This is a genomic window from Bacillus sp. R86525, assembly GCF_042466195.1.
In the GTDB taxonomy this organism is placed as follows: Bacteria; Bacillota; Bacilli; order Bacillales; family Bacillaceae_G; genus Bacillus_A; species Bacillus_A nitratireducens.
On the sequence record NZ_JAXHPX010000007.1, the window covers coordinates 4,686,576 to 4,710,619 of the forward strand.

General features: G+C 34.8%; 21 protein-coding genes and 1 pseudogene. 8 read left to right on the forward strand and 14 right to left on the reverse strand.

The window, feature by feature from the left end; genetic code table 11:
- Nucleotides 1–39 precede the first annotated feature (39 nt).
- Nucleotides 40–1,431, forward strand: a complete 1,392-nt coding sequence (locus SJY24_RS26930; RefSeq protein WP_377866825.1) for an amino acid permease — start codon at nucleotides 40–42, stop codon at nucleotides 1,429–1,431.
- Nucleotides 1,432–1,604: 173 nt separating this feature from the next.
- Nucleotides 1,605–3,152 (forward strand): DNA-binding protein, encoded by a 1,548-nt coding sequence (locus tag SJY24_RS26935; RefSeq protein WP_377866826.1) that lies wholly within the window; start codon nucleotides 1,605–1,607, stop codon nucleotides 3,150–3,152.
- A gap of 35 nt (nucleotides 3,153–3,187) precedes the next feature.
- On the opposite strand, the gene SJY24_RS26940 is transcribed toward SJY24_RS26935, so the two are convergent.
- Complete coding sequence (locus SJY24_RS26940) at nucleotides 3,188–4,909, reverse strand: DUF2339 domain-containing protein (protein WP_377866827.1); 1,722 nt, start codon at nucleotides 4,907–4,909, stop codon at nucleotides 3,188–3,190.
- A 137-nt stretch (nucleotides 4,910–5,046) separates the two neighbouring features.
- Nucleotides 5,047–6,348 (reverse strand): branched-chain amino acid transport system II carrier protein BrnQ1, encoded by a 1,302-nt coding sequence (gene brnQ1, locus SJY24_RS26945; protein WP_483861730.1) that lies wholly within the window; start codon nucleotides 6,346–6,348, stop codon nucleotides 5,047–5,049.
- 252 nt (nucleotides 6,349–6,600) lie between these two features.
- Here brnQ1 and SJY24_RS26950 point away from each other — a divergent pair, with 252 nt between their 5' ends.
- A complete protein-coding gene (locus tag SJY24_RS26950) occupies nucleotides 6,601–7,986 on the forward strand; it encodes a peptide MFS transporter (protein WP_377866829.1) in 1,386 nt (461 codons plus the stop codon).
- Nucleotides 7,987–8,015: 29 nt separating this feature from the next.
- Here SJY24_RS26950 and SJY24_RS26955 read toward each other — a convergent pair whose 3' ends face one another.
- The 5 genes from SJY24_RS26955 to SJY24_RS26975 form a co-directional block, all read right to left on the reverse strand.
- Complete coding sequence (locus tag SJY24_RS26955) at nucleotides 8,016–9,095, reverse strand: YHYH domain-containing protein (RefSeq protein ID WP_377866830.1); 1,080 nt, start codon at nucleotides 9,093–9,095, stop codon at nucleotides 8,016–8,018.
- A gap of 144 nt (nucleotides 9,096–9,239) precedes the next feature.
- Complete coding sequence (locus tag SJY24_RS26960; protein WP_377866831.1) at nucleotides 9,240–9,872, reverse strand: class A sortase; 633 nt, start codon at nucleotides 9,870–9,872, stop codon at nucleotides 9,240–9,242.
- A gap of 116 nt (nucleotides 9,873–9,988) precedes the next feature.
- Nucleotides 9,989–10,462 (reverse strand): DUF2178 domain-containing protein, encoded by a 474-nt coding sequence (locus tag SJY24_RS26965; protein ID WP_377866832.1) that lies wholly within the window; start codon nucleotides 10,460–10,462, stop codon nucleotides 9,989–9,991.
- Nucleotides 10,455–10,673, reverse strand: coding sequence for a helix-turn-helix transcriptional regulator (locus tag SJY24_RS26970; RefSeq protein WP_000154010.1), 219 nt, complete (start codon nucleotides 10,671–10,673; stop codon nucleotides 10,455–10,457). The genes SJY24_RS26965 and SJY24_RS26970 overlap by 8 nt, the downstream gene beginning before the upstream one ends.
- A 113-nt stretch (nucleotides 10,674–10,786) precedes the next feature.
- Entirely contained in the window at nucleotides 10,787–12,037 is a 1,251-nt protein-coding gene (locus tag SJY24_RS26975) for a 3D domain-containing protein (RefSeq protein ID WP_377866833.1), read from the reverse strand.
- 647 nt (nucleotides 12,038–12,684) lie between these two features.
- Between SJY24_RS26975 and SJY24_RS26980 the strand changes: the two are divergent.
- The 3 genes and pseudogenes from SJY24_RS26980 to SJY24_RS26990 form a co-directional block, all read left to right on the forward strand.
- Nucleotides 12,685–13,203 (forward strand): annotated as a pseudogene (locus SJY24_RS26980) (methyl-accepting chemotaxis protein); the annotation flags it as partial.
- A 132-nt stretch (nucleotides 13,204–13,335) separates the two neighbouring features.
- Nucleotides 13,336–14,148, forward strand: coding sequence for an undecaprenyl-diphosphate phosphatase (locus SJY24_RS26985; RefSeq protein ID WP_377866834.1), 813 nt, complete (start codon nucleotides 13,336–13,338; stop codon nucleotides 14,146–14,148).
- A gap of 259 nt (nucleotides 14,149–14,407) precedes the next feature.
- The gene (locus SJY24_RS26990; RefSeq protein WP_377866835.1) at nucleotides 14,408–14,695 is read left to right on the forward strand and encodes an antibiotic biosynthesis monooxygenase family protein; all 288 of its coding nucleotides are present in this window, start codon (nucleotides 14,408–14,410) and stop codon (nucleotides 14,693–14,695) included.
- Between the two features lie 39 nt (nucleotides 14,696–14,734).
- Here the strand turns inward: SJY24_RS26990 and SJY24_RS26995 are convergent, their stop codons facing one another.
- Nucleotides 14,735–14,938 carry a hypothetical protein gene (locus tag SJY24_RS26995; protein ID WP_377866836.1) on the reverse strand — a complete coding sequence of 68 codons (204 nt, stop codon included), beginning with the start codon at nucleotides 14,936–14,938 and terminating at the stop codon, nucleotides 14,735–14,737.
- A gap of 171 nt (nucleotides 14,939–15,109) precedes the next feature.
- Here SJY24_RS26995 and SJY24_RS27000 point away from each other — a divergent pair, with 171 nt between their 5' ends.
- Nucleotides 15,110–16,261, forward strand: a complete 1,152-nt coding sequence (locus tag SJY24_RS27000) for a VanZ family protein (RefSeq protein ID WP_377866837.1) — start codon at nucleotides 15,110–15,112, stop codon at nucleotides 16,259–16,261.
- 7 nt (nucleotides 16,262–16,268) lie between these two features.
- Here the strand turns inward: SJY24_RS27000 and SJY24_RS27005 are convergent, their stop codons facing one another.
- From SJY24_RS27005 to bdhA, 6 genes are all read right to left on the reverse strand, one after another.
- Nucleotides 16,269–17,582, reverse strand: a complete 1,314-nt coding sequence (locus tag SJY24_RS27005) for a D-arabinono-1,4-lactone oxidase (protein ID WP_377866838.1) — start codon at nucleotides 17,580–17,582, stop codon at nucleotides 16,269–16,271.
- Entirely contained in the window at nucleotides 17,570–18,742 is a 1,173-nt protein-coding gene (locus SJY24_RS27010) for an amino acid deaminase/aldolase (protein ID WP_377866839.1), read from the reverse strand. Before SJY24_RS27010 ends, SJY24_RS27005 begins: the two co-directional genes overlap by 13 nt.
- Nucleotides 18,743–18,855: 113 nt before the next feature.
- On the reverse strand, nucleotides 18,856–19,857 hold the full coding sequence (gene sph / locus SJY24_RS27015) for a sphingomyelinase C (RefSeq protein ID WP_377866840.1): 1,002 nt from the start codon (nucleotides 19,855–19,857) through the stop codon (nucleotides 18,856–18,858).
- A gap of 77 nt (nucleotides 19,858–19,934) precedes the next feature.
- Nucleotides 19,935–20,786: a phospholipase CerA gene (gene cerA / locus SJY24_RS27020; protein ID WP_377866841.1), complete on the reverse strand. Its 852-nt coding sequence runs from the start codon at nucleotides 20,784–20,786 to the stop codon at nucleotides 19,935–19,937.
- Between the two features lie 261 nt (nucleotides 20,787–21,047).
- A complete protein-coding gene (locus SJY24_RS27025) occupies nucleotides 21,048–21,392 on the reverse strand; it encodes a potassium channel family protein (RefSeq protein WP_002090921.1) in 345 nt (114 codons plus the stop codon).
- A gap of 118 nt (nucleotides 21,393–21,510) precedes the next feature.
- Entirely contained in the window at nucleotides 21,511–22,563 is a 1,053-nt protein-coding gene (gene bdhA, locus SJY24_RS27030; protein ID WP_000645832.1) for a (R,R)-butanediol dehydrogenase, read from the reverse strand.
- A 199-nt stretch (nucleotides 22,564–22,762) separates the two neighbouring features.
- On the opposite strand from bdhA, the gene SJY24_RS27035 reads away from it, so the two are divergent.
- Complete coding sequence (locus SJY24_RS27035) at nucleotides 22,763–23,917, forward strand: MFS transporter (protein ID WP_377866842.1); 1,155 nt, start codon at nucleotides 22,763–22,765, stop codon at nucleotides 23,915–23,917.
- Nucleotides 23,918–24,044: the final 127 nt, after the last annotated feature.

Sequence of the window (24,044 nt, forward strand, 5' to 3'; positions counted from 1 at the left end):
CATTCAAATATCGTTCACTCTACAGGGGGTATTCTTCTTATGCAGCAAACAAACAAATCTGAAACTTTAAACCGCGGTTTAAAACAGCGCCATATTACTTTAATGTCTCTCGGTTCAGCAATTGGCGTTGGACTATTTTTAGGATCAGCTTCTGCTATTAAACTAGCTGGCCCATCCATTTTACTAGGTTATATGATCGCCGGACTCGTTATTTTTTTCATTATGCGCGCACTCGGAGAAATGGCAATTGAACAACCAGTTGCCGGCTCTTTTAGTAAATATGCAAATGATTACATCAGCCCACTAGCTGGGTATATTACAGGCTGGAATTACTGGTTTTTATGGGTTGTTACTTGTATGGCGGAAATTACAGCAGCAGGTATTTACATGCAATACTGGTTCCCAGATATCCCGCGCTGGACTTGGGCGTTACTTGCTCTTTTATTAATGAGTGCTTTCAACTTCTTATCTGTAAAGGTGTTTGGAGAACTTGAGTTTTGGTTTGCTCTCATTAAAATTGTCACAATTATCTGTATGATAGTAGTAGGTGCTGGTATTATTTTATTCGGATTTGGAAATGGCGGCGTTGCAACTGGTATTTCAAATCTTTGGGAACATGGCGGCTGGTTCCCAAATGGATTCTCTGGATTATTACTTTCCTTACAAATGGTATTATTCGCTTATTTAGGAGTCGAACTTATCGGCGTTACAGCTGGGGAAGCTCAAAATCCGAAAAAGACACTCGCAAAAGCAATTGATAACGTATTTTGGAGAATTTTATTATTCTACGTTGGAGCTCTATTCGTTATGATGGCAATTTATCCTTGGAACGAACTTGGTGAAAAAGGAAGTCCCTTCGTACTAACGTTCCAGCAAATCGGTATCGCAAAGGCAGCAGGCATTATTAACTTTGTTGTTTTAACAGCAGCTCTTTCTTCTTGTAACGGTGGTTTGTTTAGTACAGGCCGTATGCTATTTACATTAGCACAACAAAAGAAAGCTCCTGAACGATTCGGCCGTTTAAATAAAAACGGTATTCCAAGTCAAGGAATTGTAGCAACAGCAATCGTTTTACTCATTGGCGTTATATTAAACTATCTTGTTCCTGCAAAAGTGTTTACATGGCTAACTAGTATTTCAACTTTCGGTGCAATTTGGACTTGGGGAATTATATTAGTCGCGCAAATTAAATTCCGTAAAGGATTACAGACTAATAAAAAGGATAAGCTAGCATATAAAATGCCTTTATACCCATTAAGTTCATATTTCTCACTCGGCTTCCTTGTACTTGTACTAGGTATAATGGCCTATTCAGAAGATACACGAATCGCATTAATCGTCGGTCCAATTTGGCTTATCGGCTTGGCTATCGTGTATTATATGAAAGGTTTTCATAAGATTGATGAAACACCTAATTCAAAAATTAGTTAAACCTATGGTCTCTTCCTAATTTACTAGGAAGAGATTTTTTCATTATTCACATAAATATTTCTCAATTAAATTAACGTTATCTTTACACTATTTAATATTTTCTATCTTTCTTTCCTAAAAAAAATAGATTACATTATTAAAGCACATATATTTATTATTAGGGGGATTCTTCTATGAAGAATAAAAAATGGATTCAATTTTCTTTAGCAACAGCAATCACACTTAGTATAGGGAGTTCCTATATTCCGTCTACTTATGCCGAAAGCTCCGTAGACCCAGCTCCTGAAATTGCTGCAAAAGTTGTAAACCAAAACAATGGGAAGAAAGTATTATTTGATAATACGCACGGTCAAACGGCTGGGACAGCTGACTGGGTTATTGATGGCGGTTTTTCTGATTTCGGAAACGGTATTGCCCAAAACGGATATCATGTAAAGGAACTTCGTAAATCAACACCTATTACATACGAAGATTTAAAAAACTACAATGTGTTTATCGTTCCAGAAGCTAATATTCCTTACAAAAAATCTGAACAAGATGCAATGTTACAATACGTGAAAAATGGTGGCAGTATTTTCTTCATTGCCGATCATTATAATGCAGATCGTAATAAAAACCGTTGGGACTCTTCCGAAGTATTCAATGGATATAGACGCGGTGCTTGGGATAATCCAGCAAAAGGAATGTCAAACGAGGAAGCAAATTCACAAGCTATGCAAGGAGTTGAAAGCTCTGATTGGCTATCCAATAATTTCGGTATTCGCTTCCGCTATAACGCACTTGGTGATGTTTCAGCTAAAAATATTGTTTCACCTCAACAATCATTCGGAATTACAGAAGGTGTATCATCTGTAGCCATGCATGCCGGCTCTACTCTTGCAATTACAAATCCAAAACTAGCGAAAGGCCTTGTATATCTTCCAGAAAATCCATCAAAATGGAATAACGCTGTTGATAGCGGCGTTTATAACGGTGGTGGCGTTGCAGAGGGGCCTTATGCTGCTATTTCGAAAGTTGGCCTTGGAAAAGCAGCCTTTATCGGTGATTCTTCCCCTGTTGAAGATGCATCGCCAAAATATGTTCGCGAAGACTCCGGTCAAACAAAGAAAACTTATGATGGTTATAAAGAAGAAAACGATGCTGTTCTATTAGAAAACATAGTGAATTGGTTAGCGAAGCAAGAAACATTTACAAGCTTAGATCAAGTAAGTGGTTTACAGCTTGATGCACCTACAGCTCTACAAACATTTGAACAACCAAGTTTATCAACAGAACCACAACCAGAACCTTGGAGCGCACCAAGTCAAGGTTACCAGTGGTTCAATACAAATACTTTCAAACCAGGTTCATACGGCTATAACGGTGCAGTGACAACGAGTGATTACGTAATTACGCACCCTAGTATTCTACCAAACAATGAAGTGTTCCAAATGAAGATTCAAGTAAATAACTTATTACCAAATACAACGTACAATAATTATTCTTTAGGTATTTTCACAACTGGCGGAACACAGGTAGCAAAAGTCCAAAATACAAATGGCACTTGGCCGTCTTCTTTCGGATATAGCAGTACATTCTCTTTCATAACAAATAACCAAGGATCTGCTGAAAAAATTGTGAACGTACAACTTGACCCAAATACAACTGGACAGGCAACACTTCGTCTACGTCAAAACACAACAGCGAAATATAGTGCAACTGTAACGATTAATAAAAAATAATGAAAAAGGCAATCCACATATGGATTGCCTTCTTCTCACTTCTCTTCTTTTGAGAAAAACATTCTTGAAATAACGATACCTAAACTGCCAACGATTAAGAATAACACAGCCCTGATCATCATAGACACCTCTGGTAAGTCAAGAAGGAATAACTTCCCTACTGTCACTATTAATACGACTAAGCCCGCATATAATATTTCATTCATATTTCTATTACGGCCAAACCAAACTGCAAATAAAGCATATACCATCCATAATAATGATACAGATACGCTAATTATACTTCCATCTGTAGAAAGAACTTCACCGATCCTAGTAATTGTAATAAATACAATAACCATTAACGAGTAGAGCGCTATAGAATAAACATATTTACCTAAACTCGCTAACACTTCTTTTGCTTGTATCATGCAATAATAGAACGTTCCTATTAAAATAATATGAGCGACAAACCCTGCTGAAATGAACTCATCAAACGGGCTAAAAATCGTCTGTACCATTCCAATCGCATAAATCGTTGCACTTACATACAATTTAATATTTTGCTTTACTTTAATAGCAGTAACCATACCTAGGAAACCTTGTAACAATAATACGATCGCTGCATTCACCAAACTATACTCGTATAAAATCGCTAAACTAAATGATCCCATTGCAAAGCCAAATATTAGATTTGTAAATACAGAATGTTTATTCTTCCTATATTCAAGTACGAACATAACAGCATGCACAAATGCACTTATAACTAATCCCCACGTTGTAAATTCAGGAATTTGGGAGATGGCTAAAATAAAGAAAACTGCATTTGCACTAAATATCCCCAATCTTGCTTCTTGTATAAAATTCCTCTCCGAAAACATATGCCAAAATAACAGCAAATGAATTGTACCGTATACAACCGTTAACTGTACTTGCACATTCTCTACCAATATTGACATAACAACAAAGAAGACAAATAGGACAATTGCCGCAACAACATAAGAAATCATATACAAGTACTTATAACGGTTTCTCAATGCATACCATAATAGGCTAATTGTTAATATCGTCTCATAACTAAAGAAAATATACGTATTAGGAGTCGTACTATTTAATAAGAAAGGAACAAAAAATGCTCCAACCGCCACGAAAATAGCAAGGTATTCCGATCTATATCTTTTCGCTAAATAAATTCCTAAAATAACCCATACAATATTACAGATAAACGCAATACTTGCAGGAATAAACTCATATAAATAATGTGCCGCAAACGTTGTTAAAACAATTCCCGTAATACTTCCTCCAGCTAATACTAGCCCTAACGCTTGCCGCTCTCTTTTAATTTGTATATCTCCTACGTAATACAAACCGGCAGATAGTACTATACCAAACACAACTCGTATCGCTGGTGTTAATAATCCAGCATCTACTCCTGCTTTAAATAACCAAATAACGCCGAGTAGCATAATACCGACAAATATGCGTGGTAACCATGTTTGACAAAACTTTATAATATTAAATGGTTCTGGCTTAAATGCAGATATATCTACTTGTTTCACCTCTGGCTCATGTATGGACTCACTCGTCTTAACTACATCTTCTTGTAACTTTTTATTACTTACCGTCTCAATGTATTCTTTCTTTTCCTTATTAACATTTTGTTGAACTTTATCTACTTCTATTTTTCTTTGCTTCGCTTTCAATTCATAAAGTGTCTCTTGCATCGTTTCAATTGCCGTTTCGAGTGCTTCTATTTTCTTATTTAAATCTCCCTTCATACGCTCCCCCCTCATTACCGATCATTATTAAACCTATATATTACCAATTACCCTTATCATACTATTAGTCTATTCATGTTCGATACCATTTTTCCAAAAAAGAAAGGTGTTTTCCGAAATAGGAAAACACCTCTTACTTATTTCTTTTTATTTATCGCAATACTAGCAATCATACCGAGGCAGGCACCTACAAATGCCGGAACGATCCAACCTACACCTTCTGTATAAAACGGAAGAACTTTTAGTAGTGGTGTCCATTTATTCATCAGTACACTTTTGTTTAAAACATCAATCGCACTAAATAACGCTACGATTCCAATCGTGACCGAATATACGTATACATACTTTCCAATATACTTATGGAATAACCCTAAAATAATAAGCGTTAGGGCAACTGGATAAATAAATCCAAGAATCGGTACTGATACTTTTAAAATTTGCGTTAATCCTAAATTAGCTAAGATCATACTCACAAAACTTAATATAAATGCCCAAGCTTTATAAGACACTTTCGGAAATACACTTGCAAAAAACTGACTACAAGACGTAACCAGTCCAATTGAAACACATAAACATGCGATAGTAAAAATAAAGCCTAATAATACTACTCCGCCTTGTCCAAATAATGTCGTCATAACTTGTGCTAACACTTTCGCACCGTTATCAAATGTACCTAATGAACCACTAATTGAACCAACATATCCAAGGATGACATAAATAATAGATAGTAATAGTCCTGCCCCAATTCCAGCAATACTCATATATTTAGCTAAACCTTTATCATCTTCAATACCTTTTGCACGCAGAGCATTTGCAATAACAATCCCAAATATTAAAGCTGCTAACGCATCCATCGTTAAATATCCGTCTAAAAACCCTTGGAACATCGGAGCTTGTCCATAGTTCCCTATTGGCTCTTTCACATCTCCTACCGTTGTAAACATACTCTTTATAAAAATAAGTGCAATCATACATAATAATAACGGCGTCAATACTTTTCCGAACAAGCCCATTAATTTAGACGGGGATAAACTTAACCAGTAAACAATACTAAAGAAAATAGCCGTGTAACATAACAAAACTAAGCTACCTGCTTGTGGGAACAACTGACCTGGTCCCATTTCAAAAGCTAAACTTCCTGCACGTGGTATACCAAGACCTGGTCCAATAAATAAGTACACGATACATGGAAATATAATTGCAAATGAGGAATGAACTCTACCCGCTAATGTTTGAAAGCTTCCCGCTTTCGCAATAGCGATAACACCCAATATAGGAAGACCTGTTGCTGATATAATAAATCCTACTAATGAAATCCACACATATTCTCCTGCTTCATACCCAAGGAAAGGTGGGAATATAAGATTCCCCGCTCCAAAGAACATCGAGAATAACATAAGGCTAATCAGTAAAATTTCTTTTTTCTGTAACAATTTCATCTCTTTCTCCTTCTTTAATTTCATCTTTTATGAAATCAATTTCACATATAAAAAAGTGCAATAACCCGCTTCCTTACAAAGAAAACATAGTCCATAGTCTATCACAAAAGAAACACCCATTCTATAGCTATCTCTCTTTTCCAATTTCTTCTGAAAAATCAACCTTTATTGACTTATAATAGTTAATAAGGTAAAATATTAAATGTGCAAAATTATTAACTTTGTTTTTGTTTGTGTCAGGAGGAAAATAACATGGAATCAACGATACAACTAGAAAGAGAACAACAAAGAAAAAAGAAACATCCTCCCGGTTTATACTTACTCTTCTTTACAGAGATGTGGGAAAGATTTAGTTACTATGGATTACGAGGATTATTAACATTATATTTAACGACAGCTTTAGTAAGCGGTGGTCTTGGGTTTAGTCCAGCATGGGCACTCTCCATTTACGGATTTTACACTGGAGCCTGTTATTTCACCCCTTTAATTGGTGGATACTTAACAGACCGGTTCCTAGGTAGACGAAAAGCCATCACAATTGGTGGTATCACAATGGCACTCGGTAACCTTACACTATTCGCCTTGCAAAACCAAGTCGGCCTATACCTCGGATTAGCGCTTATTATTATCGGTAATGGATTCTTCAAACCAAATATCTCTACACTTGTTGGAGAATTATACGAAGAGAACGATCCAAAACGTGATAGTGCATTTACAATTTTCTATATGGGTATTAACGTCGGTTCATTTTTAGCTCCACTCGTTTGCGGGTTTTTATCAGAAAATTTATTCAAAACAACATTTGATGGCGTTGTGCATTACGGATTCCGTTACGGTTTCTTAGCAGCTTCAATCGGAATGATTATTGGACAAATTTTATTTACAACACTATCTAATCGCTTCCTTGGTGATATCGGTAAAAAACCATCTCGCGATTTGCAAACGGCTGCTGGACAACAGACAGTAGGAGATACACCGTTAACAAAAAAAGAAAAACAACGTACCGCAGTTATCGTCATTTTAACATGCTTTGTTGTCTTCTTCTGGGCTGGCTTTGAACAAGCTGGTAGTTCGTTAACATTGTATACAAACAAATTTGTAGACCGCTCTGTGTTCGGATGGGAAGTTCCAACATCTTGGTTCCAATCGGTCAATCCGTTATTTATTATTTTACTTGCTCCAGTCATTTCAGCATTATGGGCAAAACTTGCAACTAGAAAAAATGGTGACATGAAAATCCCAACAAAAATGGGACTTGGTATGATCCTACTCGGTATCGGTTATATCATTCTTGTTATCGCTACATTAAAAACAGGTAGTGATGAACATAACATTACAGAAAAAGCAAACTTACTATTTATCGTCTTTACGTATCTTTTCCATACGTTAGGTGAGCTATTCTTATCACCTGTTGGACTATCAATGGTTAGCGCACTTGCTCCAGTAAAACTTGCTTCTTTATTAATGGGAGTATGGCTAGCAAGCTCGGGAATCGCCAACATTATAGGCGGACAACTTGCAAGCTTCACAACTTCACTTGGATATGCTGAAGTATTTACAGTAATCGGAGCTGCAGCGATTATTTTAGGTTTTGTTTTATTATTAATTTCTAAGAAATTAGTGAAATGGATGGATTAAAAAAGATGAGGGATTTTCCTCATCTTTTTTTACGCTTTCTTTCCCTTTTCTATTGCTTGTTCATACAAGCCTTTATGTTCTTTATATTCACTTGGCACGAAACTCTTATAGAAGAACGAAAGCCAGCTGTCTCCTTTTTTATATCCTTCTTCTCGAATTTCCGCTGCCTTTTTATTTGATTTAAATCCTTCAGTAAACCATCTCTTTAATGTTTCATTCTTTTCATACTTAGCAGGAACTTTTAAGTCATAGTTTTCAAATGCATATGTATATCCAGCTTTTTCCGCTGCCTTTTTAGCAGACTTATATCCCTTTTCATACGCGGTTTCATATGCTTTCACATATACATCCTTTTCAGTATTTCCAGGTTTCTTTTCAGCTAATTCTTTACCAGCCGTTTCACCAAGTTCCACTTGTTCTTTTTCAATCTTTTCGGTTCTCTCTTTATTACCTACTTGGAAACCTTCCGCAAAGTTCACCTTAAACTCAGGAGTAATTTGACTATCGTCCATTGTCTCTTGTGCTAACCCTTGCTCTTTTCCTTTTTCAGAATGCATTTTTTTCTGCTCTTCTAAAGACCAAGCTGCAGTATAAGCAGTTGTAAATGCTGGTTTATATGTATCAGATTTTCCAGTTAAATGCCCTTCCGCATTATTTTTCCCTGCTTTAAAATCAGCCTCTCCACTTTTTTGACCTTCAAGCTGCCCTTTTTCCATGTCAGCTTGACGCTGGGCTTCCTCTTGCTTACGTGCCTCTTCTGCTTTTCTTTGCTCTTCGGCTACATGTTGTCTCTCTTCCTCTGCTTTACGTTGTTCTTCTGCAGCACGTTGTTTTTCAGCCTCAGCATTGCGCTGCACTTCTGCTTGTCTTTCAGCTTCTACAGCACCATTATTATTTTGGCTAGGAGCTGGACTCGTTGCACCACTACTAGAAGCTGGTTTATTGTGATAATGATATTCCCCGTACTGCAATCCCCATTTTTCACAATTTGTACGACACGTATGTCCACCGTTAGCATCTGTACGCCCTGGATGTGCATAAGCAGAAATTGGTGCTACCAATAACGCTACACTTGTTGTTAAAAGAAGTTTTTTTACTTGCTGTTTCACTTTTGTTCCTCCCAAAATCTAGAATCATTACTTTATTATACAAAAATAGAAAAATACTTAAATACCAACTAAAATATTCTTTTATTTCTAAACATTGGATAAAAAAGAAGGTTCACTCTTTAAAGAATGAACCTTCTTTTTTCTTTATTTCTTCGCCTTTGTTCCTACTAGATCACCCGTAATAACAAAACGCTTAGAATTATCCTTAACAGATACACATGTAATAAGTGTTATCTCATCTTTCTCATGATCCTCTACAACTTCCCATTTATCAGGAGTCACTTCAGATACACCGGTAACAGTATACTCATACTCATTTGCATTGTCATACAAATAAATTTTATCGTTCTTCTTTAAAGTTGATACATCACTAAATAAAACACCTTTTTTTGACATATTATGCCCTGCAAGCGCATAATTCCCCTGTCCCATTACTTGACTTTCTCTTACAGTTGCCGCACCTGATAATAAATTTTTTTCAGTCGACGCTTTTAACACAGGAAGTTCTAATGAGATGCTCGGAATTGAAATACGGCCAATTACTTGTTTTTTATCTAACGATGCACTCGCTACTTCTGCCAAGTCTGGTTGATTAATTTTTGAAGCATCTACAAATTCCGTGTCATGCTTTTCATATTCCATCTTTTGAACAGCTTGTACATTTGCTGTCTGTTTCTTCTCTGCCTTATATCCATCATAAAATGGCTTTCCGATTAATACACCACCTACAACAAATAGAAGAATTGCTACTATACTATAAATTCTTTGCTTATTCATATACAATTCCTTTCCGTTACAAAATCTTACTCTATATAAAATGATAAGACAATATTGCTATATGTACAAGTATAAGCTAAAAAGAACCCTTCTTGCACAGGCAAGAAGGGTTCTTTTTAAGCTAATTTATTTCTGTATAGTGATACGTGAAAGACCGTCATTTGAATTAAATAAATCAAATACACAACATATAAAGGGTATGCCGAAATATATAAATTTGCTACAGGTGTAAATATTAATAATCCTAGTGCACAAGGTAATACAAACCACAATGATACAAATGTTGTTCGACATGCTCTATCTGTAATATCCTTCTCGCGTTCATCTTCTTGGGGAAATAATAACGGATATAATTGCAATGATGATTTTTTATATTTCTTCTTATGCAATCTTTTAAAGAACGCTAGTATGATAGCTACAATAAATAGTAATACAGCAGGTGTCAAACTCATTGTTATTTTGGATGGCAAACTCTCATTTTTAATAATATCAGCAAACCGGATACAAAAATCATAAAACTCTACAAATGCCCAGCATGCCAATACACTGTAAAATAAATTTATGATATACGAAGCGACAATTCTATTCATCCTCTTTCCCCTCCTTATTTAAAACAAACACATCTTCCATCTTTAACTCGAATACATCACAAATCGTCAATGCTAGTAACAATGAAGGAACGTAATCCCCTTTTTCGATTGCAGCGATCGTTTGTCTCGTCACCCCAACCTTTTCTGCTAATACACTTTGAGAAAAATTAAAGCGAGCTCTTAATTCCTTCACCCTGTTTAAAATGGTCAATTTTACCACCTCTTACCATCATTGTATGCTACCATTAACAAAATGTAAACTCAACTTAACATTATTTTTTACAAAAAAATCCAACTTCACGTATTGTAAAGTTGGATTTCGTTTTAGTTTAAAATTGTAACTTTAACACTTCTTCTGCCCCAATTATTAGCTGTAGCTGAATCTGGCATTAATAAATCAATTATATGACCTTTAATCGCACTACCAGTATCTCCAGCAATCGCTGTTCCATAGCCTTCTACATACACAGTAGAACCTAATGGAATCACAGCTGGATCTACAGCGATTAGTTTCATGTTTGGATTTGCAGTCAAATTATGTCCTAACTTAGATTTTACAGTTTCACCCGGTTTATAACCATTTTCAGATGGATCAGCTGTATAAGCAGTTGCTGTTACATAAAATTCTTTTCCACCTTGAGCTGGTTTTGGATCCGGCTTAGCTGGTGTCGTATCTTTAGCTACAGGCTCTGCCGGCTTAGCTGCCTGTTCTTCTTGTTGCTTAGCTGCTGCTGCCTTCGCTTTTGCTAACTCTTCTTGCTCAGCCTTTGCAGCTGCTTCAGCTTTTGCGCGCTCTTCTGCTGCAATTCTTGCTGCTTCTTGTTCACGAGCAATTGTTTCTTGTACTGCTTTCATATTTGCTTCAACTTTTGCTTTTTCTTCTGCTGCTAAATTAATTTGGTTTGCAATCGCATTATATTTAGCTTGAACCGTTTGTAAGTTATCTTGACGTTTTTTCAAGTTATCTTGCAAATCAGCTTGTGCTTTTGCTAATTTTTGCTTATCTACTACTAAAGATGCTTCTTTTTCGTCAATCGCTTTTTTATCTTCTTCAATTTGACGAAGATCTTGTTCTTGTAGACGTAAAATTTCTTTATCTGCATCTAAAATTGTAGATACAGCGTTCATACGTTGTATGAAATCAGCAAAGTTTTTTGATTCTACAACAACTTCTACTACTAAACTCGTATTTGAGCTATTTTGAACAGAAACCATACGTTTTTTCATAATATCCTTACGAGCAAGGACTTTATCTTCTAAAACGATAATATCTGCTTTTTTTTGTTCAATCTGCTTATGTGTTTCATCGATTTTACGTTGAATAGCAGCTTGATCCTCTTTATTTTTTGCAATTGTATTATTTAAATTATGTAGTTCGTTTTCGATACCTTGAATTTCTTTATTAACAGCTTGCTTCTCTTGCTCTTTCTTCTGCATTTCTGCATCGTTTTGCTGCAATTGCTGTTGCATGTTGTTAAGTTTCTCGTCGTTTGACTCTGCTTTTACAGCGACTGTACTAGAAAGACCAATAATTCCTGCTAATACTAGACTACTGATTCGCTTAAAATAGTTCATAATCCGACTCCCTTCTTATACAGTTATACATGATTTATTTTACAGTTTGTTTACAAAACCATTAAATACAGTTTATTTTTCATGACAAAAAAAAGAGAATTATGAATAAAATGTAATAGATTCTTAAATATTTAACAATTCCTATATTTAAAAATTATAAAAGATGCTAAAATCCAAATATAGAGAAATTAAAAATCCTAAAGGCGGTTGAATTAAATAAAATGTTTACTCAAAAGAAATCACTCCAACATAAAATTGATCAACTAGAAACTCATATACATGAACTAGAAACACAGTTAAAACAAAAAGATGTGGAAAAACAAGAAATTATATCCTCTATCCATAATCGTGTAACAAGCGTTATGCAAGAGCACGAACTTGTAAATAACCAACATCATACACTCCAAAACTTAATTCAACAATTGAACGCATGCTTTGAAAATGTTTCTATGCGTACTACACATTCCAACGAATTAAATAACGAAATGCTACAAAAAGAGCAAAACTTAATTCAATCTATTGAGGAAATTATCGATTGCTCTAATGAAGGAAAAGAATCCGTTCATCGCTTACTCATTGTAATTAATAAGTTAGGTGAACAATCTCAACGTACTTCTAATAGTATGAATCATTTAAGTGAACGCTCTAAGGAAATTGAACAAATTGTAGAAGTGATTCAAAACATTGCAGCACAAACAAATTTACTAGCGTTAAATGCAAGTATTGAAGCTGCACGTGCTGGAGAACACGGTAAAGGATTCGCTGTTGTTGCTAATGAAGTAAGAAAACTAGCAGAAAGCACAGCTGAAAGTACAAAAAACATCGGTAACTTAACGAAAAAAATTCAAGAAGAAATTGAAAAAGCATATGAAAATACAAAAGATAATTTACATTTAGTTGATGAAGGTGTAGAAATGAGCGCTGATACTAACGCTAGAATCGAAAATATTTTAATTATGATTCAAACATTACAAAGTGGCGCTACAAATGTTATTAAAGCTATCGAGAACCAAAAATCTTGTAATGATGATATATTACGAGAATTTGAAAATACACAACTAATGTTCCAAAAGTTAAATACTACTATTATGAATCATATTAACGATGCTGAAAAAGTTGATGTCCAATTATCAAAAAGTATTCAAGAAATAGTTGTTTCTCAGTAATATAAAAAAACCCCTATGACGTAGTAGGGGGTTTTTTATATATTTCGAATATTATTTTCTTCTCAATATTCGCTCTCTCTTTTGTTATAATAAAAAAGTTGTTTCTTTCGACTAATACACAAGGAGGATGTTATGGAACAATTTTATTACATTTTAAAATATTTAATTCTTGGTCTATTCCAAGGACTAACAGAACCAATTCCGATTTCTTCAAGCGGTCACCTCGTTTTAGCACAGCATTTGCTAGGACTAAAAATAGAAGGGTTTAGCTTTGAGCTACTTGTTAATTCAGCTTCATTATTAGCTGTATTACTTATTTATAGAAAAGACTTAATTCGTCTAACAAAGAATGGTCTATCTTATATATTTACAAGAGCAGAAGATGCAAAATCAGATTTCTTCTTTATTATTTACCTTGTTATTGCAACCATTCCAGCAGGTGTAATTGGAGTTTTATTTAAAGATTATATCGACCAATATTTAAAAGGTGTTAAAATGGTTGGGATTTCTCTTCTTATTACTGCTATCGGTCTTTGGATTATTCGAAACTTGCGTGGACGTAAAAATGATGGCGATCTTTCTATGAAAGATGCAATCATTGTCGGTCTAGCACAAGCTTGCGCACTAATTCCTGGTATAAGCCGATCAGGTGCTACAATCGTAGCAGCAATGTTACTTGGTATGAAGCAAGAAACAGCTCTTCGCTTCTCATTCTTACTATACATTCCTGTTAGCTTAGGTGGTTTATTGTTAAGTATTACAGACATTGCAAACGATCCAAATTTAGATTCATTATTTGTACCTTATATTGTTGCTTTTATCGCAACATTCATCATGACATATATTTCATTAAAATGGTTTATGAACATTATGGCAAAAGGAAATTTAAAATATTTCTCTTTCTACTGTATTATCGTAGGTGTACTAACTATCATTTTCTTATAAAATGACAGTTAACACTTTTTAAAGTAAGCCATCCTATTCAAATAGGATGGCTTACTTTTTTATATTTCAATTTTGAATCCCCTTTGTTATTTACTTTGAATTTTCTGAATAGTATAATATTAATTATTCCCGTTACTTTTTCTTACTATAAAGAAAATAAAGTGAAACTTTATTTAGCCCTCACCAATCGGGATTTTACAGGATAAACCTTCTCTCTTCTATCCCATTTTTTTACTACTATCGAAAAAGAGGTGTTCGTATGTTTATCGTTACTAAACTTATTCATATTAAATATGGCTATGAAAATGAACTATTTCATTCACTTAAACGGCTTTCTCCATCATATGGAATACAAGGCTTTATTAACATAGAATTTTCGCAGATACATCGTATAAATAATAGAGCTGAATATATGGTTCGCATGCTATGGAAAACTCAACAAGATTATCACGAATGGCTTTCTCAAAGAAAGAATGATGCAACGTGGAAACACCAAATACAAAATTATATCCTGTCTTCAAAATCCAATGCTGCCTATATGCAATAAAAAACCTCTTACTGCCCCCATACAGTAAGAGGTTTTTCCTTATGCATAAACTTTCTTTTCCTGACAATACAAGCGAATAACATGTGTACTTTTTTGAAATAAATCATGTGTTAAGCGAATAATAATAAAATTTCGTTTTGTATTATCATCATGAACAAAAATCTGTTCCCCCTCCTGAAAACGCCATGCGCTTTCAAAAGTTGTAATATGATCCCCGCTTACCGAAAAAAGCTCATATTGCATATCTAGTACCTTCTCTCAACTTATATAATCAAAATATCCTTATATTAAATTTAGTATAACTTAATTTCGATAAAATTTGTAATTCTTTCTATTTCGAAATATTTCAACTTTGTTTTATACTCTTTTTAGCGCTATAATGATAAACGAATTTTTATTGAAAGGAGCTTCATTTTGACTGCATATTTATTTCCAGTAAAAACAGCATTTATTTTATTTCCTATTTTAACAATGTTTCTCTTAATCCCTTTTTTAATATTTAATTATCGAAAATATGGTTATGTAAATAAATGGCGTTCATTTATTTTATACTCTTTATTACTCTATTTACTAAATGCCTATTTTCTTGTTATTCTACCATTGCCACAAACATATGATACTTGTAGCCTACAACCGGCTAATACACAGCACATGCAACTCTCGCCATTTTATTTCGTACAAGAGATTAGTAATCATACATCGGCACTTTTAACGAAACCAGCTACGTACTTTCATCTATTAAAAGAATCTGCGTTTTTACAAGTAGCTTTTAACGTTCTACTAACCGTTCCATTTGGTATTTACTTGCGTTATTATTTCCGACGTAGTTTCCTACAGACAATTTGCATTTCTTTTTGTCTTTCACTGTTTTTTGAAACAACACAAATAACTGGACTATATGGTATATATAATTGTGCATATCGCTTATTTGATATTGATGACCTATTTTTAAACACATTAGGAGGCGTCATTGGCTTTATTATTGCACCAATATTTACGTACTTCCTTCCGAAAACAAGTGAATTAGATAGTCGTATTAATCTGGAAACAAAGCCAGTTGGTTTTGTACGTCGTTTGATTGCTATGCAAATTGATTGGATTCTCTTATCTATCGTTGTACCAGCCATTAAAAATAAAGGAAATTCTATATTTATTTCTAATATCCAATCTTACACAAATATATACGAACTCATTTTCATTACATGTTCGATCTTTATTTACTTTATTATCATTCCATACTTTACGAACGGAAAAACAATTGGGAAAGCATTACTTCGTATTTACGTTAAAGGGAAATCAGAGCATATTACTATGAAGGAATTATTCATTCGTTACGGTATATTCTACTTTGTTTTAGGTGGAATCAATTATATTCTTTCTAGTAGCTCTATTTTAAATCATACAGAGCCTTTAATATTACTAGTTATACTGTTATTCCAATTCGTAATTAACGGTCTATTTATCATTCATGTTTTATTACATGTATTTAGCCGTGATAAGTTACTATTTTACGAGCACATTAGTCAAACAAGAAATGCGATTATACTAAAAAAAGCTGACAAGTAATACGTTGTCAGCTTTTTTCCATAATCGTAAATAACTTTTCTGTATACGGGTTTAAAAACATTCCTGTTTCATCTAGTGACTTCCTCATTTTTAGAAACGAATGCAATTCTGGATATATGTTTTGTAACTTTTCGTATGTTAACGTATGCACCTTTCCCCAATGTGGACGACCTTCATATTTTAGAAAAATTTTCTCCACTTCACCAAAATAAGCGGCATACTTCATACCTTTATACATATGAACGGCGATATATGCCGAGTCTCTTCCATACGCTGGACTGAGCCATATATCATCACCTCTCACATACCGGCATTCAATTGGGAAGTGCACCTTATACTTTTTCTTTTCAATAAGATTTGAAACTTCTTCTACAACAGCCCTCATATACTTTGAAGGGACACTATACTCCATTTCATAAAATGGAACCGTACGTGATGTAGCGAACACTTCATAGCTCGGGCCTATTATTTTTGTGTTTGGTACAGCCTTAGCTGATAATCGACTTACTGCTTTACTTATAGAAGGAAACCATTTACACCCTTTAGATAACAAAGAGAACATCCTATTTTCAAGTAACTCCACCTTTAGTTTATGCCACTTCAAATCACTTTCTTTACTCATTGTTTCATTTGTAAATTTCACTTGCACCTCATCTGAATAAGGAAAAACGAAAAATTCAAAATGACGATTCTTCTTATATTCTTCTAGCTTGTTCATTACAGTAGATAATGACTGCTTTTCACTTTCATAAACGAGCGAATACGCTGGAATAACTTTCAATTTTATCTTTACAATGATACCTAGCATTCCAAGCGACAACTGAAATGCTTTCCAATATTCAACGTTTTCGGTTTCTGAACAAACTATACTCTCACCTGTTGATAAAACTGCCGTAATCTCTATAACTTGTGTTGATAAACTCCCAAATGTAACACCCGTCCCATGAGTACCCGTACTAATCGCTCCAGCAATAGATTGTGAATCAATATCTCCTAAATTCTCTTGCGCATAACCTTTTTCCTCAAGTAACTTCCCTAAATCATATAACTTCGTTCCTGCCCACACTTCAACAGTCATCTTCTCTGCATCGATATTTGCAATGCCCTTCAATTCATCTAAAGAAACTAAAATTTCTTCCGTTTGCACGAGAGGTGTAAAAGAGTGCCCTGAACCGACAACACGAATTTTCTTTCCCTTTTTTCGTGCAAGCCCTACAACTTCTACTACATCTTGTATACTTTTTGGATACATCGTATAATGCGGCGTTCCTTCTACATTCCCTGTCCAATTTCTCCATTTTTGTCCCTTTATAGAAAGCATTGTCCATCCCCCCGATATGTTGAATACTCCCCAGCAATCTCTCCTTTTTTAACGCGATACAAAGCAGGAAAACGTTCACATAACTCTCCAGCTTTACTATGGCGAAACAAGATAGGATCTCCTATATCCACTCGTTCCTCACCGTTATAAAAAATTGGCGTTTGCACTTCACCAGCACCTTCTAACGCTAATAGTCTTGCACCACCCGGCCTCCAAATCTCAGGCTCTTTATCTTTACCAACTGCGCCTGAAGCAATATATCCACCACCGAGGCAAGTATAAATAAACGGAGCTGGTTTACGCACAACGGGTAAAGCAAATCCGACAGCTGGCTGAAATTGTACTTCTTTATAATAATCAAATAGTTTCGGGGAATAAAAAGCAGAACCTATTGTAATCTCTGAAACTGAGTTATCTTGCTCAGTTGTTTTTATACTTCCTGTTCCTCCCCCATTTACAAATCTTAGTTTAATACCAAGGTTTTGTATTTCTTTTACGATACGCCCCCTTCTTTCTTTAACCTCTAATACTGATTTCTTCTTTAAATACGAAACCACTTTACTTTTCATCCATTGATTCGGTATATGATCCCCCACCCCAGCAATTTGAGCCTCATATCCCATTACACCATCTAGTATTAAATATGATGAGCCCTTCACCTTTCCTGCTATTTTTAAAGCACTCTGCACATCTTTTACCGGTGATCTTTTTACACCAAAATGAAATTTTAAAAAACGACTACTCATATCAATATCCAAACAAACGCGAAAACAACCTTTAGACTTCTCAGCAATTTTTTCTAAATATACAATATGTTCTTCACAATCCACCATACAAGTTATACTAAGCCCTTGCTTTGTTAGCAAACTAATTTCATATAAAGCTCTTTCATCATAAGCAGGATATCCGAGCAATAAATCATTAAATCCTTGTTCAATTAAAAACAAAGCTTCTCTAGGGGAAAAACACATAATACCTTGAAACCGATCATTTGCTGCTAAAATCTTTTTCATAATTGGAACAGAGCGTAATGATTTACTCGCTATACGAATCTTCTTATCTCCACTTAACTCTATAATCGATTGAATATTTCTCTCTAAAGCCACTTCATCTAAAAATGCACACGGTAATGGAACTTCCTTAAAAATTCCTCTATCCACATTTTTCTCTCCTCTTCTATATATGTCTTATACATATTGGAAAGAAAAAATGATTTTCCTGTTTGCAAATAAAAAAAGTTTCTTCTTCACGAAGAAACTTTTTTAAGACTACTCTATTTCATAGAAATAGTCGCCTCTACTGGATAATGATCAGAGTAATCATTATACGTATATTTTTGGAACCATGAAGTAACAGACCATTCTGGAGATTTCGGTTGTAAAACGTTATTCTCTATATACGATGGATTCGCATGATCCTTACTTGCAATAATATAGTCCAAATACTCGGCCGGGCTATCGGGGAAATTATATTTCGCAATACTATTTGTCGTTGCATCCCAAGTTGCTGTATGTCCTGTATAAGATGGAACAGACGCATGTAATGTTTTAAACATCGATGCATACTCTGAATTGCTATTATTCTCAGCATTTATTTTATTTACATTCATATCACCACCAATTAACACATACTCGTTATTTGGTATATTTTTATTTTTAATAAACTCTTGAATTTCTTGTAGCTGTTTTGTACGTACAGATGCTGGTGAAGTTTTCCCACACATACTGTCTTCAGCTTGTAAATGCGTCCCAATTACATGCACGAAACGATCATTCTTCTTAACTTTTGTGTATACAAACCCTTTATTTGATAAGTTATCTGGTCCGCATCCTTTTTCAAATACATATTGAATCTTTTCAACAATCGGCCATTTACTTACAATAGCTACGCCACCATCTTCAGGGGTTGAAGATGAATAGTTACCTAACGTTTTATCCCATTCGTTTCCGTTACTACGACCTAATACCGCTGTTTGATTTGGATATTCTTTCTTTAAATTTCCTAACAAACGATCTGAAGCACTATTATCAAATACTTCATTTAATATAACAACATCTTGATTCTTTATATAATCTGCCGCTCCAATTAAATCCACACGCTGACTTTGTCCCCAGTTGGGATATAGGTTTGTTGATAGCATGTACACATTATGCGTCATAACTTTTAACGTATCATTTTGATTTGTGGACATTTCTGCTTGAACGGAAGATCCACTATATAAAGCTGCTAGACTCATTCCAAAGCTAAGTACAACTTTTAACAATTTACTTTTCACGAGTCATACCTCCATGTATTTGTATAGTGATAAAAAGGCCAAATACTCTATTCTGAGATTTGACCTTTCTCCAATACTTAACGATTGCCGTACGTATCAAACCAAAGCTGAATATAGCCAGCTGTTACACGTTGCGCTTCCGTTAATCGCTTACCAGTCATTGGTGTAACTTCAGCACGCCATTTGTCCGCATAACTTTGTGATACAGCAGCTTGCACGAACCAACTTTTCGTATTACTATTTACGATACCAGGGAAATCTTGTTTCGCAGCTACCGCAGCACCATGAATCCAATCTTCAGGGTTTGTACCTTTCCAATTCCAATATCCATTTCCGTCCGTTACTTTGTAATTATCTTTAATTGTATCTACAAAGTTTTCATATTTAGAATGGAATCCTTGTGGATAAGAAATATTCGTAAAGTTTGCTGCATGCATCGGTTGATTTACATCGCCTAAATAATGAAGAGATAACCCTAAATAGAAGAATGCTTGTTTCATATCTTTATTTTTATAAGATTCACCAGCTAATTTAAAATATTTAGCTCCAGTTTCCTTCGCTTGCTTTGCAAGTGGAATATATGTACTTCCATCGTCTGGATCATAGAAATGCGACGCAAATGTACTATTATCATAATAAGGATTTTCATAATCAGCAGAATAAATGCCATTTTCTAAATCTGTGCGCCATTCATTTAATAGTGCAACTTGATCTTGTTTTACAATTGTCGTATTACGGGACATAATATCAATTGCACGATTCACGATCCATAAATGAGAATTTACACCTTCTGAATGCTTATCTTCAGCAGACCAATATTGAATAATCTGTACTCTATTCCTACCATCATTTTCATGAGCAAAAGCTACATTTTGTAACGGAGCTACTAACGTAATAGCTGCTGCTAAAGCGAGCACTTTCTTTTTCATCTGAAACCCTCCATTTTATAATTGAGTTATAGTAAATATTTTGTTAGGATCCTACTATGTCTTCTGGTTAACCTATGACTAGAATATCCCACCTTTCATCAAAATTCTATCAATAAATTAAAATATGCAAATGTTCATATCACTATAACTTTATACATAGCGAACGTAATGAATGCACTTACATTGTAATACAGTATTGTTAAGCTACTGCAAATACTTGTCTAAACTAATGTAAAAAAAAGAGTAAAGCGATTAACCGCTTTACTCTTTTTTTCTTTTCGATAATACACTTGGCAGTTGCACATTAACTGCCAATTTATGAATAAATCCAAACACTAATCCAATCCCGATAAATATGTATAAGATCGTAAATACCTTTCCAAAATCAGTTTGCGGACTAAAATTCCCATCACCGACAGTCGTCAACGTAACCACACTAAAATATAAAGCGTCAAGAGGACGTAATCCTTCAACTGTGCTATAAAAAATCGTACCTGATGTTAATGTTAAAAATGTTAATACGAATAATACTTGAAATTCTTTATCTTTCCACGCTCGTAAACAAGCTTTTAGCATCCGTTTCAATGTCAACATAAATGAAAGCATTAGACTTCCCCTTCCAAACAAAATACCTTTAGTTAAAGGAAAGTCTATCACCTTTCTGTATAGAAAAAAAGTAGCCCTCTTCTATTTCTAGAAAAGGGCTACTTTTTACTATTCTCTATTATTTAGGTGAAACAAGAATTTTCACTTGTGTTTTATCTTTTACAAGTGCTTCAAATCCTTCTTCAACAACTTGATCCACTGTGATTTTTTTCGTAATTAATTTCTCTGCTTGAATTTGGCCAGAGCTAATTAATTTAATAACAGCTGGGAAGATATGACGGTATCCAAGAATACCAATAACTTCTTTTTCTTTTAATACAAGGTTGTTTGGAGTAATTGTCGCATCTTTTTCCCACACACTAACAATTACAGTTTGGCCTTCAAAGCTTGTACTTTCAATCGCTTGACGAAGTACTACTTCAACACCTGTTACTTCAAAGCTCACATTTACACCTAAACCATTTGTTAGGTTACGAATTTCTGCTAGTACATCTTGAGTTGCTGGATTTAATACGTAATCAGCACCTGCTAATTTAGCTAGCTCTTGACGTTCTTTAGAAAGTTCCACTGCGATAACAGGAGTTGCTCCTGCTGCTTTTGCTGCTTGGATTACAAGAAGTCCAATCGGACCACAACCAAATACCGCTACAGCTTCTCCCTCTTTTAATTTACTTTGACGTACTGCATGAACTGCTACTGCTGCTGGTTCTACAAGCGCACCTTGCTCATACGTCATTTCGTCTGGAATATGATGAACCATATCTTCTGGTACTACTGTATATTCAGAGAAACCACCACCGTCTCCACCAAGACCGTGGAAAACAAGCTGTTCACATACATTGTAATGTCCATGTTTACAAGCTTCACATTTACCACAAGAATAAATTGGTTCTACAACAACGCGGTCTCCCACTTTATGAGATGTAACTCCTTCACCAATTTCTACTACCTCACCACTAAACTCATGACCTAAAATAACCGGTGCTTTTACGTGTGTTAATGGATGTTCTTCTGTTGGAATAAAAATAGGTCCTGCTAAATATTCATGCAAGTCTGTCCCGCAGATACCACACCATTTAACTTTAATCTTAACTGCTCCTGGTCTTACAGTTGGTTCTGGTACTTCTTCTACTCGTACATCACGTTGATTATGCCAAAGTAATGCTTTCATTTTACACATCCCTCTCTATGTATATACTTAACCTGGTGAAGTTTACAAATCTATTATAATACTCTCATTTCCACTAAATTTTAACAAATAACGTTCAATATTTTGTCACTTTGTACTTTTTTCCACATCTGTTAATGCTAATTTCATTGCGGTTGAAATTAGCATTATGCCATAATAGCATAGGAGAGGTGAATATCGCTTGAAATATTTTATTTACTTTATTGTTATCGTAGCGTTTTTAGATACATTTTCACAATTACCTATTATAAGTACTTTCGCTCAAAGTCTTGGAGGAACCCCTCTTGTTATCGGGCTAGTTATCGGAATGTACTCATTCGCTAATATGATCGGTAATATTATCGCTGGAGCCGCTGTCGATAAATTTGGTGCAAAAAAAATCCTTTATATAAGCATGGGAATTACGAGTTTCATAGTCTTGTTATACACCGTTGTTCAAAGTGGTGAACAACTATTAGTTGTGCGCTTTATGCACGGTTTTAGTGACGGATTTTTAATTCCTGCTGCCTTTACGTTTTTATCAAAGCAAACGAATTCAGCAAGGCAAGGTAAAGCAATGGCTCTATCTGGTGCTGCTGTTGGAACAGCTGCAATTGTAGGACCTGCTTTCAGCGGCATTATGAAAGCAACAGCTGGTATAGAGTGGGTGTTCATTACTATTTCTATTTTAATGGTCCTTGGTACAATCGTATCTCTATTCTTCTTACCAAATAACGTATCAAGAAAAGATACATCAAGAACTCAAATGATGAACAAAGAAGATATGATTGAACTATTGAAATCAGAACCGTTATTACAAGCATATATTGGTGCTTTCACACTAATGTTTTCACAAGGGATTGTCACTTATATGTTACCAGTAAAAGTTGAGGCGTTAGCACTTAAAGCATCTACAACAGGCATGATGTTAAGCGTATTCGGAATTACCGCTATCCTCTTCTTCTTACTGCCAACAAATCGCATTTACGATCGATTTAATCGTTCAAAACTAATGCTAATCGGGATTGCAGTAATGGCACTAGCATTATCTTTACTCGGATTATTTGCAACAAAAGGCATGCTCTTTATCGTTATGATGATTTATGGAATTGGGTTCGCTATCCTCTTCCCAGCAATTAATGCTTTACTTGTTGAAAATACGACAGATAATAATCGCGGGAAAGCATTCGGATTGTTTTATGCATTCTTCTCGTTAGGAGTTGTTGCTGGATCCTTTACAGTTGGAGCAATCGGAGCATCACCTAGCGCTAGCTTCGTTATCGGAACTGCATTCTTGTTAACATTTGCTGGAATGATTTTTGTAAGAAGCAAAGTAAAAAAGACAATGATGGGTTAATTCCATCATTGTCTTTTTTTCGCCTAATATATATTACTTTTGCACATAACCAAGTAATACTGTAAATAAACTTATGTATAAAAGCAATACTACATTCTTCCTTTAAAAAGGAAATCCTATAAATACC

Coding starts and splice junctions, on each gene's coding strand:
- SJY24_RS26940 (WP_377866827.1), bottom strand. CDS start 4,909: ATGAAGGGAGATTTAAATAAGAAAATAGAAGCACTCGAAACGGCAATT.
- SJY24_RS27005 (WP_377866838.1), bottom strand. CDS start 17,582: ATGCTTTCTATAAAGGGACAAAAATGGAGAAATTGGACAGGGAATGTA.
- SJY24_RS27025 (WP_002090921.1), bottom strand. CDS start 21,392: ATGCTTTCATTTATGTTGACATTGAAACGGATGCTAAAAGCTTGTTTA.
- SJY24_RS26960 (WP_377866831.1), bottom strand. CDS start 9,872: ATGAATAAGCAAAGAATTTATAGTATAGTAGCAATTCTTCTATTTGTT.
- SJY24_RS26990 (WP_377866835.1), top strand. CDS start 14,408: ATGTTTATCGTTACTAAACTTATTCATATTAAATATGGCTATGAAAAT.
- SJY24_RS26995 (WP_377866836.1), bottom strand. CDS start 14,938: ATGCAATATGAGCTTTTTTCGGTAAGCGGGGATCATATTACAACTTTT.
- cerA (WP_377866841.1), bottom strand. CDS start 20,786: ATGAAAAAGAAAGTGCTCGCTTTAGCAGCAGCTATTACGTTAGTAGCT.
- SJY24_RS26985 (WP_377866834.1), top strand. CDS start 13,336: ATGGAACAATTTTATTACATTTTAAAATATTTAATTCTTGGTCTATTC.
- SJY24_RS26965 (WP_377866832.1), bottom strand. CDS start 10,462: ATGAATAGAATTGTCGCTTCGTATATCATAAATTTATTTTACAGTGTA.
- brnQ1 (WP_483861730.1), bottom strand. CDS start 6,348: ATGAAATTGTTACAGAAAAAAGAAATTTTACTGATTAGCCTTATGTTA.
- bdhA (WP_000645832.1), bottom strand. CDS start 22,563: ATGAAAGCATTACTTTGGCATAATCAACGTGATGTACGAGTAGAAGAA.
- SJY24_RS26975 (WP_377866833.1), bottom strand. CDS start 12,037: ATGAACTATTTTAAGCGAATCAGTAGTCTAGTATTAGCAGGAATTATT.
- SJY24_RS26935 (WP_377866826.1), top strand. CDS start 1,605: ATGAAGAATAAAAAATGGATTCAATTTTCTTTAGCAACAGCAATCACA.
- SJY24_RS26930 (WP_377866825.1), top strand. CDS start 40: ATGCAGCAAACAAACAAATCTGAAACTTTAAACCGCGGTTTAAAACAG.
- SJY24_RS26950 (WP_377866829.1), top strand. CDS start 6,601: ATGGAATCAACGATACAACTAGAAAGAGAACAACAAAGAAAAAAGAAA.